The following is a 15,564-nucleotide window of genomic DNA, read 5'->3' as shown; positions in this document are numbered from 1 at the left end:
GGGCGCGTAAGGCGGGCGGGGTGGCGGGCTGGGCTGGTGTGACGCTTGGGGATGAATTTTGTCTGCCAGTCAACATGAATTCCTGCCCTAAACCCCGTCATTCTCGTGAAAGCAGGAATCCATTAGAGGTCTCCTGTATCACCCGAAAACATCCCCATTCTACTTCCAGCTGGCCGCGCAAAGCCTACGACCCCACAGCCCCCGTCACCCGCACCCGCTTACCGCCTGCAGCAGGCTTTGCCGCACGTGCAGCAGCGCGGTCTTTTACCATCCCATCAATCACGTTCTTCAGCGCAATCAACAAACCCATAAACAGAAAGGCACCGGGTGGCAGGATAACGAACAGCACATCCTTGTAATTGGGAAACACCACGATGCGCCAGTCCGCCGCCATTGGCCCCAGCAGCAGGTCCATCCCCGCGAACAGCGTGCCGTAGCCCACCAGCTCACGCAGCATGCCCAATACCAGCAGTACCAAGGCAAACCCCAGGCCCATCATGAAACCGTCCACCACCGAGGGCAGGATAGGGTTTTTCGAGGCGTAGGCGTCGGCGCGGCCAAGAATCGCGCAGTTGGTCACGATCAGCGGGATGAAAATCCCCAGAATCTGGTACAGCTCGAAGGTAAAGGCCTGCATCAGCAGTTCGATACAGGTCGTTAGCGCGGCGATGATCATGACAAAGGCCGGCAAGCGCACCGCATCGGTCACGGCACTGCGAATCAGCGAGACGGCAAAGTTGGAACCGACCAGCACCAAAATGGTCGCAATCCCCAGGCCCAGCGCGTTGACGGCGGTGCTGCTGACGCCCAGCAGCGGGCACAGGCCAAGCAACTGTACTAGCCCAGGATTATTGTTCCAGAGACCTTCCTTGGTGATATCGGCAAAGCGGGTACTAGCCACGGGCAGGCTCCTCGGTGTTTAGTTCCAGCAATTGATCGCGGTTGGCTGCAAAATACTGCAAGGCGCGATACACCGCCTGCACCACGGCACGCGGGGTGATGGTCGCGCCGGTGAATTGGTCGAAGTCGCCGCCGTCCTTGCGCACACCCCAGTTCTCTGGGGCCGGCATGCTCAGGCTAGTGCCATTGAAATCCAGCACCCAGGTGCTCTTGTTCAGTTGCACCTTGTCACCCAGGCCGGGCGTTTCCCGGTGGTTGGTGATGCGTACGCCGGCGATCTCGCCGTTGGCGCGCACACCCACCAGCAAGTTGATGCGCCCGCTGTAGCCGTCCGGCGCGATGCTCGGCAGAATCACCGCCACCACGTCGCCGTCCACCCGGCCGCGATAGGCCATGGCATCCCCAGGCAGGTTCAGCAGCTCACGATCATTGACTGCAAAAGCGTCTTCGAGCAGATCGTTATCGTGCTGATCGTGCGGGAGAATCTCGTTGAGCGCGCTCATCTGTACGCGTCGCTGTTCTTCGGCGATCCGTGAGGCGGTGCCTTGCTGGGTCAGCGCGATCAGCCCCACGGTGATCATGGCAAACACGCCAAGGATAATGCTGTTGCGGACGATCGAACTACCAGCAGTAAGAGGGTTTTCCATGCTCAGTCCACCTTGCCCATGCCGCGCTCGGCCTTGCGATGGCCGTAGGTGCGCGGAGTGGTGTAGTAATCAATGGTTGGTGCGGCCAGATTCATCAGCAGCACGGCAAAGGCCACGGCATCAGGGTAACCGCCCCAGGCGCGTATGCAGTACACCAGCACACCGACGCCGAGTCCGAACACCAGGCGCCCGAGCTTACTGGTAGCGCCGGAGACCGGGTCGGTAACGATGAAGAAAGCGCCGAGCATGGTCGCGCCGCTGAGCAGGTGGAACAATGGCGAGCCATTGGAATTCGACCCGGAGCCGCCCCAGAACAGCAGGCTCATAACACCCACCCCAACCAACATGCCGACCGGCGCGTGCCAGCTAAAGATCTTCTTGTAAAGCAGTAGGGCGCCACCGACCAGATACGCCAGGCTGACCCATTCCCAACCGACACCGGCAAAGTTGCCAAAGATTGGCTGCGCGGTGGCCAGCTCGCTCATGGTCAGGCTGGTGTTGTTTTTCACCACGTCCAGCGGCGTGGCCATGGTCCAGCCATCGGCTGCCTGACTAGCGGGCAGGAATACCCGCTGCAGAGCTTCGAAAAATCCCAGGGTAGCCTGCATATCGGGCATAAGCTGTTCGATCCCGCGTGGCACCGGCCAACTGGTCATCTCCACCGGGAAGGAGATGAGTACCACGGCGTAGCCGAGCATCGCCGGATTGAAGGGGTTTTGTCCCAGTCCGCCGTACAGCTGTTTGCCGAATACGATGGCAAAACTGCAGGCGATCAGGACTAGCCACCAAGGCGCCAGAGGCGGCAGGGCCAGCGCCAATAACCAAGCGGTAACCAGGGCGCTGCCGTCGCTCAGAAAGAAACTCAGCGGTCGCTTGCGCAGCAGCAGAATCAGCGCCTCGGTACCTAGCGCAACCACACTGGCCAGGACGATATTGATCAGCGTGCCCCAGCCAAAGAACCAGGTCATGGCAATGATGCCGGGCAGTGTCGCCGCCAGCACCCAGAGCATGATGATCTGGGTGCGATTGTTGCCTCGAGCGTGGGGTGAGGTAATACGCGGCAGGGCCATTACGCACTCTCCTTGCTGGACATATGTGCGGCGAAAGCCTTGGCCGCGCTATCCAGTGCCTGTTTGGCATTGGCCATTTCGACCTGCGCCTCGGCGTTGTCCGGGTCGGCCTGCATGGCGCGCTCGGCTTTCTTGTACGCGGCTTTGGCCATGGCCATATCGGTCTTCAGTTGCTGGGTGATGGGGTCGACAGGTTTTTTCGCTTTGGTCTCGGGCTCAGCTTGATTGTTTACGGCAGTAGCTGTCGGTTTGGCATCGCCGGGCAAGCGTGCCTCAGCTGCAGCCAGTTCTTCGCGCAATTTGGCGATCTCGGCCTGCTGTGCTTCCGTTGGCGCTTCACCCGCGGCCTTTTCTGTTTTGCGCAGGCTAGCCTTGAGCATCGCCGCTTCGATCTTTAAGCGCTTGGTGTCATCGGTCGCGGCGGCTCCGGGCGCAGGAGCAGGCTCTACCGCCGCCTCACCTATGGCCTGGGCATAGAGGTGTTGGGTGTGCTCACAGGCCTGTTCCAACTCCGGAATCTGCGCTTGCAGGTCGGTATTGTCCGGGTTGGCGGCTAGTTGTTTTTGCGCTTTTTTCAGCGCCATCTGTGCTGTGGCGGCGGCGATCTTCAGTTGCTTCTGCTCAGTTGTCAGGCCGCTGGGCTTTTTCGCTTCCATACGCGCCACGTCTGGCTCGGCATTCGCGCTTGCTGGCGCGGCTTCCGGCGTCTTGGCTGCTTCGGCTTCCTTGGCGGCTTTCAGACGGGCGGCTTTTTCCGCGCGGGCCAGGCGGTCGGCTTCTTTCTGCTCGCTTTCACGCTGCAGGCGCTCCTGGCGTTGCTCGAAGCGCTGCTTGGAATGGTCGGCCTTGTGCTGCTGCAGATCCTGCGCGCGAATATCAGCCTTGGCGGCGCGGTAATACTGCACCAGCGGAATGCTGCTCGGGCAGACATAGGAGCAGGCCCCGCACTCGATGCAGTCGAACAGGTGCTGGCGTTTGAGCTGTTCGTAATCCTTGCCCAGGGCGAACCAGTGCAGCTGTTGCGGTAGCAGTTCGGCGGGGCAGGCTTCGGCGCACAGGCCGCAGCGAATGCAGGCCTGGGCTGGCGGCGGCGGTGGCAGCTCTTCGCGCGTGCCGGCCAGCAGGCAATTGCTGGTCTTGACGATGGGCGCGTCGAGGCTTTGCAAAGTAAAGCCCATCATCGGCCCACCCATAACCAGGCGGTACAGCTGCTCGGGCTGCAAACCGGCGAAATTCAGCAGGTCACGGATCGGTGTGCCGATCAGCGCTTCGACGTTGGTCGGATGCGTCAGCGCCGCACCGGTTAGGGTGGTAATACGCTTGATCAACGGCTGGCCGAGCAATACGGCATCGTGAATGGCGATCAAGGTACCGACGTTCTGGCAGACCATGCCGATATCTGCAGGCAGTCCGCCGCTGGGGACTTCCATGCCGGTGAGAATCTGGATCAACTGCTTTTCGCCGCCGGAAGGATACTTGGTGGGGAATTCGATCAACTGCATGGGCTTGTCGCCGACCGCAGCGCGCATCGCGGCAATGGCGTCGGGCTTGTTATCCTCTATGCCGATCAGCACCTGCTCTGGATGCAGTATGTGCATGAGGATTTCGATCCCAGCGACGATCTCGGCCGCCTTGTAGCGCATCCCGGTATCGTCAGCGGTGATATAGGGCTCACATTCGGTGCCGTTGATGATCAGCGTACGCAGCTTCTGCTCCGGCCGCGCCTTGAGTTTGACGGCTGTTGGGAAGCCGGCGCCACCCAGCCCGCTGATGCCGGCATTACGGATCATATCGAGCAGGGTCGAGGCATCTAACGCGGCGTAGTCACTGGCCGGGTGTAGCTCGGTCCATTCATCCAGGCCATCGCTGTTCAGCGTAATAGCCCATTCTTCCAGGCCGGAGGCGTGCGGGTAGGGCGCGGGACCGATGGCCACGACGGTACCGGAGGTCGGCGCATGCAGGGAGCAACTGACCAGCCCATTGGCTTCTGCCAATAATTGGCCCTTCAGTACCCGTTCGCCAATAGCAACTACCGGCTCGGCACGAGCGCCGATATGTTGCAGCAGCGGCAGGATCAGCTGTTTGGGCAGCGGCATGCGCTCCAGCCCGTGCTGGGTGGACTCATGCTTGTGTTCTTTGGGATGAATACCGCCTGGGATGTCCCAGATTCTCACCTTGGCCAGCATCAGGCAGCTCCGTGTTGGGCGTCAGTGGCGATCAGCCGCGCAGGTGGCAGCGGGAATTCCCACTTCCAGTTCTGCGCGGTGGTCGGCAGCGGCAACATATCAATGCAGTCTACGGGGCAGGGTTCGACGCACAAGTCGCAGCCGGTGCATTCATCGATGATCACCGTATGCATCTGCTTGGCAGCGCCGAGGATCGCGTCTACCGGGCAGGCCTGGATGCATTTGGTGCAGCCAATGCACTCGGCCTCGCGAATATAGGCGACCATCTTGGGTTTTTCTTCGCCGTGTTCGGCATCCAGTGGCGGGGCTTCCACATCCAGTAAATCGGCCAGGGCGTGAATGGTGGCTTCGCCACCGGGCGGGCACTTGTTGATCGGCTCGCCATTGGCAATGCCTTCGGCGTAAGGCTTGCAGCCGGGGTGGCCGCACTGCCCGCACTGGGTCTGCGGCAGCAGGGCGTTTATCTGATCAACTAAAGGGTCGCCTTCGACTTTAAAGCGTATGGCGGCATAGCCGAGGATGGCGCCGAAGATCAGCGCCAGGCCCAGCAGAACGAGGATGGCAGTGAGGACGATGGACATGCTACAGCCTTATCAATCCGGTAAAGCCCATAAACGCCAGAGACATGAGCCCGGCGGTGATCATGCCGATGGCGGCGCCCTGGAAGGGTTTGGGCACGTCGGCAATGGCGATGCGTTCACGCAGGCCAGCAAACAGAATCAGTATCAGCGAGAAGCCCAGCGCCGCCCCCAGACCGTACACGGCGGACTTCATAAAGGTCTGTTCGGCGCGGTTGGTGTTCAGCAGCGCAACGCCCAGCACCGCGCAGTTGGTGGTGATCAATGGCAGGAAAATACCGAGTACGCGGTATAGCAGCGGGCTGGTCTTGTGCACGACCATTTCGGTGAATTGCACCACCACGGCGATCACCAGAATAAAGGAGATAGTGCGCAGAAATTCCAGCTCGAAGGGCACCAGAATGTACTGGAAGGTCAGGTAGCTGAGGATTGACGCCAGCGTGAGCACGAAAGTAGTCGCCGCCGACATGCCAATAGCGGTCTCCAGCTTGCCGGACACGCCCATAAACGGGCACAACCCGAGAAACTGCACGAGCACAAAATTGTTGACCAGTATGGTACTGACCAGGATCAGGGCAAATTCCGTCATCTTACCTAACCGTTTTGGTACCGCTTTGAAGGACTGTAGCTGGCCATTCTGCGTGGCCTCGTTCTGAGCCGCCTGGGCATGGATGGTCCTGCACAGGCGACTCAGAACCCGGCTGCTCCGGCTCCGTGTGCGCTGAATGCTGCGTCCTACTTAACCCGCTGTCCAGGCTTGGCACCGGCATCCGGGCTCAGCAGGTAAATCTCGTCGCCACCGGGGCCCGCCGCCAGCACCATGCCTTCGGACAAGCCGAACTTCATCTTGCGCGCCGCCAGGTTGGCTACATAAAGCGTCAACTTGCCTTCCAGCTTGCTCGGATCAGGATAAGCGCTCTTGATCCCGGAGAACACATTGCGTTTGGCATCGCCGATATCCAGCGTCAGGCGTAGCAGTTTATCTGCCCCCTCCACAAACTCGGCTTTTTCGATCAAGGCCACACGCAGATCCACCGCAGCGAAGGTGTTGAAGTCGATTTCCGCCGCTATTGGCTCCTTGGTCAGCTCGCCATTGCCAACGACGGCAGCGGGTGCGGTTTCAGTCGCAGCGGCTTCCAGATCCTCCTTAGAGGCGTCGACCATGGCCTGAATCTTGGCAGGCTCGATGCGCGTCAGCAGGGGCGTGAAGGCATTCAGCTGGTGGTCTGCCAACAGCGTGTTATGGCTGTTCCAGGTCAGTGCCGGCACGTTCAGGAAGGCTTCCGCATCGGCGGCTAGCTTTGGCAGTACCGGCTTGAGGAATATCACCAACTGGCGGAACAGGTTGATACCCAGTGCGCAGATTTCCTGTACTTCAGCTTGCTTGCCTTCGACCTTGTTCAGTGCCCAGGGCGCCTTGTCAGCGATATAGGCATTGGCCTTGTCTGCCAGGCCCATGATCTCGCGCATGGCGCGGGAGAAATCGCGCTTCTCGTAGGCGTCGGCAATACTGGGTGCAGCGGCGATAAAGGCATCTGTCAGCTCTGGCGCCGGATTGGCGGCGACCATCACGCCAGCGTTGCCCTTGTGAATAAAGCCCGCGCAGCGGCTAGCGATATTCACCACCTTGCCGACCAGATCGGAATTCACCTTCTGTACAAAGTCGTCCAGACTCAGGTCCAGATCCTCGACGCCGCGGCTCAGCTTGGCGGCGTAGTAATAACGCAGGTATTCCGGCGACAGGTGATCCAGGTAGGTGCGCGCCTTGATAAAGGTGCCGCGCGACTTGGACATCTTCTGGCCGTTTACCGTCAGGTAGCCGTGCACGTTAATGCCAGTCGGCTTGCGGAAATTCGCGCCTTCAAGCATCGCCGGCCAGAACAGCGCATGAAAGTTGACGATGTCCTTGCCGATAAAGTGATACAGCTCCGCCTCGGAGTCGCTGCTCCAGAAGGCATCGAAGCTTAGCTCTGGACGCCGCTCGCAGAGGTTCTTGAAGCTAGCCATATAGCCAATGGGCGCGTCCAGCCAGACATAGAAATACTTGCCAGGCTCGCCGGGAATCTCAAATCCAAAGTAGGGCGCATCACGGCTGATGTCCCACTCCTGCAGGCCGGAATTCAGCCATTCGGCAATCTTGTTTGCCACCGCATCCTGCAGTGCACCGCTACGGGTCCACTCCTTGAGCATGTCGGTGAAGTCCTGCAGGCGGAAGAAGAAGTGCTTTGAATCCTTGAGGATCGGGGTGGCGCCGGAAATCGCCGAGCGCGGGTCTTTCAGCTCGGTGGGTTCGTAAGTGGCACCGCACTTCTCGCAATTATCGCCGTACTGGTCTTCCGCCGCACACTTGGGGCAGGTGCCTTTGATAAAGCGGTCGGCCAGGAACATTTCCTTTTCAGGATCGAAATACTGCGTCACCGACCGGGTGCTGATATGCCCGGCAGCCTTCAGGCGCTCGTATATCAGTTCGGAAAAATACTTGTTCTCCGCCGAGTGGGTGGAGTGGTAATTATCGAAGTTGACCAGAAAATCAGCGAAATCCGCCGTATGTTCGGCCTTGACGTTGTCGATCAACTGCTCGGAGGTAATCCCTTCCTTCTCTGCCCGCAGCATGATCGCCGAGCCATGGGCGTCATCTGCGCACACATAAATGCACTGATTGCCACGCAGCTTCTGAAAGCGCACCCATATGTCGGTCTGAATGTACTCAAGCATATGCCCCAAATGGATGGATCCATTGGCATAGGGCAGGGCGCTGGTGACCAGAATCTGACGAGGTTTGCTATGGCTGGACATGGACATTCGGCTTCTGTTGGTGACGGGTGGAAAAGGGGGAATGATACCTGTTTGGGGGGCGGGGGTCATTAGCAACGGCTGCGGACCAAATTTCTATGCAAGCCCTGAGAACGATTTATTGAAACAATACAGGAGAGTGGCATCTTCTAAATTACCCCGTCCAAACTCGGCGCGTTTAGTCGAAGTTTAGGCCGTTATCAAGGCTTAAGCACAGCTAGGCTGAAAGGGCTATCTACTGTTGTTTTTTTTGCCCCGTTTTATTAGCGCTACTATTGGGTGCGTCAAAAATATAATGTATTTAAAAATAAATCTGCGGTATGCCATTATTGTGTCGCTTAAAATGCTGGCTTTATAGCATTATGCGATTATAAAATTGCCTATGACTTAGCTTGATAGCTGCAAAGTGCACAATTTAGCGATGTGTTTCAATTGCCATGCGAGCACGTAAGGCAGGGTAAGTGCATGCTTATCTAGGCTCGCTAGTCAATCGGAACTTTTGGGAATACTCGCTAAGCGCTCTAGATCCCACTATATCGGTTAATTATCTGGCTTCACTGACCCGCTTTGCTTAAGCAGAAAGGATTCTCATGCCTAAAACTTCTCATCTCACAGCACTTTCGACAGCTTTAATACTAGCTGCTGGTTGCTCAAATACTCAGGTAACAGCTTTTACCGACCAGGCCCGTCAGCTTGGCCGTGATTATGGGACGCCTCTTCTGTGTGGCGCTGGGATGGTCGCCGGCGGCGCTCTGGGATACGCCATGAATGGAAAGGACGGCATTCTTGTTGGGGCGGGGGTAGGCACGGTGCTTGGGTGCATCGCAGGCTCTATCTGGCAGGAGCGAATGCAAGAGCTTGATCGTGTAGCTAAGGAAGAGGGGCTGAACATAAGCGTTCAGCAGATTGAAACGGTAGCTGTGAATGGGCTCCCTCAGGAAACCGGTCTAGTCGCTCAGGTCGACGATATGGGTATGTTTCCTACGGGTTCTGCGGAACTAACGCCGAGTGGGCTAGTGTCAGTTCGGAAGTTAGCTGCCGTGTTCGCAAAGGAAATGGTTTCACAGTCGAACCAGAGTCAGCAGCGTTTTTTATTGGTCGTTGGGCACACTGACGCTACTGGATCGGCAGAGTTGAATCAACGCCTTTCCCAGCAGAGAGCGAAAGCCGTCGGAGATATTTTGAATAAGGCAGGTATTCCTGCAGAGGCGATTTATTTTCAAGGGGCGGGCGCGTCGCGGCCGATCGCTGATAATACTGATCCGATATTGAGAGCAAAAAATCGTCGAGTAGAAATAGTTGAAGTGACTTCCAAGGAGATGCTGGCCCGCAGAATTAATGCGGAGCAAAGTAATTCCAAGTACTTGGTCTATGGGACATCGACAAAGAAACCTATCGTACAAACTCGCTCTGCATCGATCGCGGTCGCTCCCTCCGAGCTTCCGGCAGCTGAAAGTAAAACTCGGTCATCGACCCTTAAATCTGCTAAACCGGCAAAGGTGTTGATAGCTTCTGAGTCGAAAGCTCTAGTCGATTTTGCGGGCGTCCCTTCCAATACAAAGGCGTGGACGCTCGGGCATGCAATGACGCCCAAGGCAGGCGGATTTAGTTTGATCGCCAAAGCGTACGCTAACGATATACCCATGAGTAGTTGCGTAGCGGATATGCCTCGTACAAGCGGGGATGCACTTAACTTGGCAACGGCCAAGCCTCTGGGAAAACATGAAACCAGAGATTATTGGGCTGGATATAACAACCGTGTTTGGGCCAATACGGTCAACGGCCATTTAGTAACCATATCGCCAGTTTCTATTCTTAGAGATAATGCCAAGGTGGCCCAGCAACCGTTTGTGCAGATTGTAGAAAATTACAAGCAATCCAACAGCAAAACGCATGGCAAGCTGCAGGCGATCGCCAATACTTATGAAGGTGACAGCGAGGTGCTCTATCGTGTTTTCGTTAAGGGTGCTGATACGGCCGTTTCTTGCATGGATGTGGTTTTTAGTAAACAAGAGCCCAAGACGCTGGAAGGCGCGCTCTTCTACGATCATAACGACGAAAGCTACACTGCCACGTTCACACCGATTCGTACCTAAGGGGGAAATATGGACGATTTCTTTAGTCTTGCCGCGCTCCTAGCGCTCATGAAGTTGCACTACATTATTACGTTATCTGTTTTGGCTTGCGTAGTATTGCTGACTTTTGTTGTTTGTTATTGGGAACAAGTTGCCTATTTTGCCATGCGCGTCTGGCATGGCGTGCCCTTGATCGGCACCGTTGCGCGACTTTCCAAAGCGACTAATCATATCAAGGACGGTTGGCCAAGCGTGGAAGAAAATCTGTGCCGCTCATACGCCAACGAGTATTTTAAGTACACAGGTGGCTCAGGGATTTATCTGAAAAGCAAAAATTACCTGGGCAAGATTGGTGAGTCTGGCAGGCGACCCATGCCGCTGTGGGTGCTGGCGTTGGGGTTCTTGTTGCTTATCCTCGAAGCGGTAGGTTTCGCGTTTGTAATTGGGCCATGGATAAATCCTAACGTAAGCGCTACTCAAGTAGGTTATCTTGCTTGGGCGGTTGCTTTTTTTCTGGCATTGATTAGCGGCTTCTTCGCACACTTTGCCGGGCATCACATGCATTACAACAGCATCGTGAAGAAGGCACATGCGTGGTGGTCCAGAGACACTAAAAACCCGCTTCGCCCGAGCTCTTTAAAAGAGCTTACGGCCATATCGATTGATGATACTTACCAGGATAATGACCGTCCCGACTACCAGCAAATTCTTGCGAGAATTGACGCCGATTCCGAAGTGGACCAGAAGAAAAGCACGATATACGGCTTTTTTCTTGTCATTCTTATTTTTGCCGTGGCTGCGTTCTGGATACGCGCTGACACGCTGAAGTCAATCGAGACAGATATGGTTGCGGAACTCCGGGGAGACGCTTCTGCGCTGGAGGTCTTTTCGCCCTTTGATTTGCCAGAGGAGTCCTCACTGGTCAATCAAGAAGCAGACGATCTGCGGATCGAAGATAAGATATCTGCAATCCGCAGCGCGTCGCTGATGACCTATGTGGTTTTATCGGTGGTGTATGTGGCGATACAGGTAGTGATGCTCTGGTTGTCGATGAAATATGGGTTTGTTGGCAATGCCTCGAAGGATGCCTGGGAGAACACGCATAAATTTAAGACGGCAGAGCAGTACCTGGATTGGTTGGCCGCGAAACGCAGTCAAATAGTAGGCCACGCTGATCACAAGCTCAGGTTGCTCCAGCAGAAGAGGGCATCCAATCACACCGCAGTGGCTGATGAGCAAGATGCGCTTGGTACAGAGCGCGTGGGCGCCCGTACTTTCCTTGCGTATATCAGACTGCGTAACGATGAGCTTAATTCCCACAATGCTTACATAACGTCAATGCCACCGATTGGCGCCACCGCCAGTGCTCTAGGCGAAACCGTATTGGATTCTCCTGGCACAGTGCACGTCGAGCCTCCATTGACGCAGCGCGAGGTGTCGATTAATGCTCCGACAGAGTCCGATGCTCCCAATACTGAAGTAGACCCTCTCAATTATCAGGATCTTACCGTTCTGGGATCTGAAGAACTTGAGGACGTCGCTGGAGCCTTTGCCGAAAGCCTGGCGACTCTTCAGATGATTCGTCGCAAACAGCTGGCCCTGAAGAAAATTGGAAAATTTCCGACCGCTAATGTACAGGAGATTCCAGCGTGAAGATGGGTTGGTGGTTCTTAACGCTGGTTCTTATGTTGCCCACTGGCGCTGGGGCCGGACAGCGAGATGATCTGGGAAGCTGTTACGACAAGGCCAGGATTGCCGAACATCGTCAGCCTTCTTCGGGTCGGTTGCTTACGGTAATCGTCGACCAGACTATCCCAATGCCTCAAGACATCCAAAGAGCGTCATGGGGCCAGATTGATCGTTTTGTCAAACCGGGTGATCAGGTCCGGTTATACAGTTTTTCAGCACTCGTTCCTGGAGAATACCTACGGTTGCGTTTTGCAGGCATGCTGGACAATCCGATACCCGATAAGCTGCGTGACGACGTAAGTATGGCAAGTTTGCGTACTTTCGATTTATGCCTCAAAGGCCAACGGAAAGCGTATGGATCAAGCTTTGGTAAAAGCTTTGTACAAGCATTGGCAGAAGCCAACGGTGATCTGCCTCGTAGCGAGATAATGTTTGCTTTGAAAGAAATCAGCAATGACCTTCTTACTCAGCCTGCCAGCGAACACGTTGTATTTTTGATCAGCGATATGCTTGAGCACAGCTCCTATACAAGCTTCTACGCAGCAAACAGTATTCGAGATCTGCCGGTCACTCAAGAACTTGCAAAGGTAGAAACAAACCAGCTATTCGCGACATTTAACGATGCTCGTATTTATGTAGCTGGTGCTGGATTGTTGACGGACAGTGTTAAGCATTCTAATCGTTCTGGAAAATCGATGGATACGCTTGAGGCGTTTTGGCGTAGCTATTTCAAACAGTCCGGCGCAACCCTCCACGGTTTCGGTAAACCAGCCCTAAATGTCGAGCTCACAAGTTTTGCCCAATGATCTTGCCAATAAGAGATAAATCTAGAATAGGGAATTGACGGCACCGCCGTCATTAATTGAGGAGTAATCTGATGGACGAATTAGTGGCAGTTCCGGCTAAAGGCCTAGACGAAAAATACTGTAGCGATTGCGGAAAGACCATAAAAACTCGGGCGGAGATTTGCCCGGGCTGTGGCGTCCGCCAGTCGATGCCGCCAGGAACAATGGGTAATGTGGCGGCTAACGGGAAGAGCCGGATCGCTGCGGCTCTGCTTGCGTTTTTTCTGGGTGGTTTGGGAGTTCATAAGTTTTATCTCGGCCAAGTTGGTCAAGGTATACTTTACCTGATATTTTTCTGGACACTTATTCCAGCGGTAGTAGCGTTCATTGAATTTATCATCTTGTTGTGCATGAATGATGAGACGTTCAATAATCGATTCGGAAAAAATTGAATTTTAAACATAATAGACAAGGACGCATGATGAACACTATTCACGATCTGCCCACCGCCGTATCCACCAAGACCCTTAATCTGGTTCTACTGTCACTCGCTACACTTGGGGTTTATCCTGTTATCTGGTTGTATCTAAATACGCCAAAACTGGAGCAGGTGACCGGGAAGGCGATAGCCTCCGGGACTTTCCTGATTTGGCTGGCGGTATGCTTAGGTTGGAGTGGGACGCTGTCCACTCTAGGTGAAGAGTGGGCGGAGGTCATCGCCGGTTTACTCTCGATTGCGGGCTGTGTGTTGTATATCGTCTGGGCTTTTAAAGCGCGCGCCGCGCTTCAGGATTATGCGCTGCATGAACACAAAATTGACTTAAAAATGAACGTCTTTTACACGGTTCTGTTTACCGTCTTCTATATCAACTATTGCGTGAACGCCTTGCCCGAAGCCCAGCGGAAACAGCAAATCCTTTCCGGTCAGCCAGTATAAGCACTGACGTGCCCTGCCGAAGGCGCTCGAACCGGCACCTTGAGCAGGGCTTTCATAGCAAGGCCGTATGCGCCCGATTCCTCCGCGCAGAAACCGACGACTTTTGATCTTTCCTCCCGGCGGTATTGGTAGTTCTTTTTGGAGACGCTACGTGAAGGCTATATTTCCCCTCATTTTTTTATGGCTGATTAGCATTGGTGCCCAAGCTGAAGGGTTGTCTGTTGCACCCGTTAGTCAAGCGAGCCAAGCTAAGATTCTCGAGGCTTGGGAATACCGGAGCGATGCCTTCATGGAGCAATTGGCTGAGTATCCTGTCGCATCGGCTGAGCGTGGGATAATCCAAGCTATATACCTTAACGAGGCGTTTAAAGATGCCGGTTACAGCTTCGATAAGACATTCCGTGCGTGGCTGAGTAAGCTGGGTCCTGCAGTGGTGGCTTATCCTGAGCTGCATAGATTTGGTGTCTCGTTCGGCTTCGTCGATGCGATGATCTACTTAACCGAGATGGGACCTGAAACCCGTCACAGGATTCTCTCCTCAGGTGTTTATAGCTTGGAAACAGTTGATGCTACTTACGAGATGATGCCTGTATCGCAAAAACAGGAAGTAGATGAGTATATCGAGGATTTAACGCAAGGAAGCGTAAAAGCCGATAGCTATGAAGGCTGTATGGATCCTGTTTCGTACGAGTGTTATTGAGCGGGCTGCCCAAGTAATATCGTGCTCTCAATCGGAGACTGATCTATTCAGTAATCGTCGGCATTTCGACGTAATTAATCTGGCCGTTCTCGTTCATGACGCTTCCCGTAAACTAACTAACTCGATATTTAAATCACCGATGTGCAAGAGTCATGGGCGTTGCGGTTAGAGCCCACTGGCACCACAGCCACTGTTTATTCCGACCAAACCGCATACTCATTGCCATTCGGATCGCTGAAGTGAAAGCGCTTACCGCCAGGGAAGGTGAAAATGTCTTTCACAATAGTGCCGCCTGCCGATTTCACGCTATTGAGCGCCGCGGCCAGGTCGTTGCTGTAAAGAACCACCAGAACACTGCCGTTGTCAGTCGTGGCGGCTTGGTCTGACTGGTAGAAGCCACCGTCCAGCCCCGCATCGACAATGGCTACGTATTCAGGGCCGTAGTCGATGAACGACCAGCCGAATGCGGCAGCAAAAAAAAGCTTCGTTGCTTCCAGGTCCCGCGCTGGCATTTCGAGGTAATTTATCTTGCCATTCTCGTTCATGATGCCTCCGGTAAATAAACCAGCTATATAGTTGAATACCGCGTATAACTGCCGGCGTAGTAAAGATGTTGCGCCAGACTCCCATCCCGACGCTTTCTCATCATCCTGAATTCTACTAACAACCGATCAGGGGTTTTGAGCGTCCGTTTCAGATTTGAGTTTCCTTTTTACCGAATGCGATCGCCATTGGTTTATGCGGTCAGTATTCGATCATAGGTAATCTTCATGAAAAAATCCCTCCCTCTCGCCAGGTTGCTGGCGATTAGCGCGATCCTGGTGTCCGGCTTATCGCTGGCTGGTTGCTTCGGCAGCAGCGGTGGCAGTTCAAACAACGACAATACCGGTGGTACCACCCCTCCGGTTGCGACTCCGCTGGTGCCGATTGCCGAGTCCGACCTGGTTCAAGCGGTTCGCCCGATTAGCGAAAGCATCACGGTCGACACCAACAAGAAACTGGCTGTTACCTTTAACCAGGATATGGATGCCGATACCGTCAACGGCAGTACCTTCCTGCTACAGGGTGATACCGGCCCTGCGATCGTGGGCGTGGTTAGTTATGATGCGCACACCCGCACGGCTATCTTCATTCCCGATAGCGGCTTGACCGATGACACTCTCTATACCGCGACACTCACCACTGGCGTCGAAGACGCGGCGGG

General features: G+C 55.0%; 15 protein-coding genes. 7 read left to right on the top strand and 8 right to left on the bottom strand.

Annotated elements, in window-relative coordinates; translation table 11 throughout:
* Window positions 1-184: 184 nt before the first annotated feature.
* The 7 genes from K787_RS0120175 to metG all read right to left on the bottom strand — a co-directional run bounded on the left by K787_RS0120175 (window position 185) and on the right by metG (window position 8,177).
* On the bottom strand, window positions 185-901 hold the full coding sequence (locus K787_RS0120175; protein WP_022964618.1) for an electron transport complex subunit E: 717 nt from the start codon (window positions 899-901) through the stop codon (window positions 185-187).
* Window positions 894-1,547 (bottom strand): electron transport complex subunit RsxG, encoded by a 654-nt coding sequence (gene rsxG, locus K787_RS0120170; RefSeq protein ID WP_022964617.1) that lies wholly within the window; start codon window positions 1,545-1,547, stop codon window positions 894-896. Before rsxG ends, K787_RS0120175 begins: the two co-directional genes overlap by 8 nt.
* A gap of 2 nt (window positions 1,548-1,549) precedes the next feature.
* Window positions 1,550-2,617 (bottom strand): electron transport complex subunit RsxD, encoded by a 1,068-nt coding sequence (gene rsxD / locus K787_RS0120165; protein ID WP_022964616.1) that lies wholly within the window; start codon window positions 2,615-2,617, stop codon window positions 1,550-1,552.
* Window positions 2,617-4,803 carry an electron transport complex subunit RsxC gene (rsxC, locus tag K787_RS23950; protein ID WP_022964615.1) on the bottom strand — a complete coding sequence of 729 codons (2,187 nt, stop codon included), beginning with the start codon at window positions 4,801-4,803 and terminating at the stop codon, window positions 2,617-2,619. Before rsxC ends, rsxD begins: the two co-directional genes overlap by 1 nt.
* On the bottom strand, window positions 4,803-5,384 hold the full coding sequence (gene rsxB / locus K787_RS0120155; RefSeq protein ID WP_022964614.1) for an electron transport complex subunit RsxB: 582 nt from the start codon (window positions 5,382-5,384) through the stop codon (window positions 4,803-4,805). Before rsxB ends, rsxC begins: the two co-directional genes overlap by 1 nt.
* A 1-nt stretch (window position 5,385) precedes the next feature.
* A complete protein-coding gene (rsxA, locus tag K787_RS0120150) occupies window positions 5,386-5,970 on the bottom strand; it encodes an electron transport complex subunit RsxA (protein WP_022964613.1) in 585 nt (194 codons plus the stop codon).
* A 146-nt stretch (window positions 5,971-6,116) separates the two neighbouring features.
* Window positions 6,117-8,177, bottom strand: coding sequence for a methionine--tRNA ligase (gene metG / locus K787_RS0120145; protein WP_040641191.1), 2,061 nt, complete (start codon window positions 8,175-8,177; stop codon window positions 6,117-6,119).
* A gap of 587 nt (window positions 8,178-8,764) precedes the next feature.
* Between metG and K787_RS0120140 the strand changes: the two genes are divergently transcribed.
* The 6 genes from K787_RS0120140 to K787_RS0120115 all read left to right on the top strand — a co-directional run bounded on the left by K787_RS0120140 (window position 8,765) and on the right by K787_RS0120115 (window position 14,360).
* Complete coding sequence (locus tag K787_RS0120140; protein ID WP_022964611.1) at window positions 8,765-10,270, top strand: OmpA family protein; 1,506 nt, start codon at window positions 8,765-8,767, stop codon at window positions 10,268-10,270.
* A 9-nt stretch (window positions 10,271-10,279) separates the two neighbouring features.
* Window positions 10,280-11,902 (top strand): hypothetical protein, encoded by a 1,623-nt coding sequence (locus tag K787_RS0120135; RefSeq protein WP_022964610.1) that lies wholly within the window; start codon window positions 10,280-10,282, stop codon window positions 11,900-11,902.
* Between the two features lie 2 nt (window positions 11,903-11,904).
* A complete protein-coding gene (locus K787_RS0120130) occupies window positions 11,905-12,744 on the top strand; it encodes a hypothetical protein (RefSeq protein ID WP_152486874.1) in 840 nt (279 codons plus the stop codon).
* Between the two features lie 71 nt (window positions 12,745-12,815).
* Window positions 12,816-13,175 (top strand): TM2 domain-containing protein, encoded by a 360-nt coding sequence (locus K787_RS25735; RefSeq protein ID WP_022964608.1) that lies wholly within the window; start codon window positions 12,816-12,818, stop codon window positions 13,173-13,175.
* 29 nt (window positions 13,176-13,204) lie between these two features.
* On the top strand, window positions 13,205-13,660 hold the full coding sequence (locus K787_RS0120120; RefSeq protein WP_022964607.1) for a DUF4234 domain-containing protein: 456 nt from the start codon (window positions 13,205-13,207) through the stop codon (window positions 13,658-13,660).
* Between the two features lie 151 nt (window positions 13,661-13,811).
* On the top strand, window positions 13,812-14,360 hold the full coding sequence (locus tag K787_RS0120115; protein ID WP_022964606.1) for a hypothetical protein: 549 nt from the start codon (window positions 13,812-13,814) through the stop codon (window positions 14,358-14,360).
* A 194-nt stretch (window positions 14,361-14,554) separates the two neighbouring features.
* Here K787_RS0120115 and K787_RS0120110 read toward each other — a convergent pair whose 3' ends face one another.
* Window positions 14,555-14,905 carry a VOC family protein gene (locus K787_RS0120110; protein WP_022964605.1) on the bottom strand — a complete coding sequence of 117 codons (351 nt, stop codon included), beginning with the start codon at window positions 14,903-14,905 and terminating at the stop codon, window positions 14,555-14,557.
* Between the two features lie 225 nt (window positions 14,906-15,130).
* On the opposite strand from K787_RS0120110, the gene K787_RS23945 reads away from it, so the two are divergent.
* Window positions 15,131-15,564: Ig-like domain-containing domain (locus K787_RS23945; protein ID WP_040641190.1), on the top strand; the 434-nt coding region annotated here is incomplete at its 3' end.

It is taken from the genome of Halopseudomonas pelagia CL-AP6 (assembly GCF_000410875.1).
In the GTDB taxonomy this organism is placed as follows: Bacteria; Pseudomonadota; Gammaproteobacteria; order Pseudomonadales; family Pseudomonadaceae; genus Halopseudomonas; species Halopseudomonas pelagia.
This window is presented reverse-complemented; position numbering and strand designations above follow the sequence as displayed.

Bases quoted from the DNA above. Each gene is read 5' to 3' on its own strand.
- K787_RS0120140 (WP_022964611.1), top strand. From the start codon at position 8,765: ATGCCTAAAACTTCTCATCTCACAGCACTTTCGACAGCTTTAATACTA.
- rsxG (WP_022964617.1), bottom strand. From the start codon at position 1,547: ATGGAAAACCCTCTTACTGCTGGTAGTTCGATCGTCCGCAACAGCATT.
- rsxA (WP_022964613.1), bottom strand. From the start codon at position 5,970: ATGACGGAATTTGCCCTGATCCTGGTCAGTACCATACTGGTCAACAAT.
- K787_RS0120135 (WP_022964610.1), top strand. From the start codon at position 10,280: ATGGACGATTTCTTTAGTCTTGCCGCGCTCCTAGCGCTCATGAAGTTG.
- rsxD (WP_022964616.1), bottom strand. From the start codon at position 2,617: ATGGCCCTGCCGCGTATTACCTCACCCCACGCTCGAGGCAACAATCGC.
- K787_RS25735 (WP_022964608.1), top strand. From the start codon at position 12,816: ATGGACGAATTAGTGGCAGTTCCGGCTAAAGGCCTAGACGAAAAATAC.
- K787_RS0120130 (WP_152486874.1), top strand. From the start codon at position 11,905: ATGGGTTGGTGGTTCTTAACGCTGGTTCTTATGTTGCCCACTGGCGCT.
- rsxB (WP_022964614.1), bottom strand. From the start codon at position 5,384: ATGTCCATCGTCCTCACTGCCATCCTCGTTCTGCTGGGCCTGGCGCTG.
- K787_RS0120110 (WP_022964605.1), bottom strand. From the start codon at position 14,905: ATGAACGAGAATGGCAAGATAAATTACCTCGAAATGCCAGCGCGGGAC.
- rsxC (WP_022964615.1), bottom strand. From the start codon at position 4,803: ATGCTGGCCAAGGTGAGAATCTGGGACATCCCAGGCGGTATTCATCCC.
- metG (WP_040641191.1), bottom strand. From the start codon at position 8,177: ATGTCCAGCCATAGCAAACCTCGTCAGATTCTGGTCACCAGCGCCCTG.
- K787_RS0120120 (WP_022964607.1), top strand. From the start codon at position 13,205: ATGAACACTATTCACGATCTGCCCACCGCCGTATCCACCAAGACCCTT.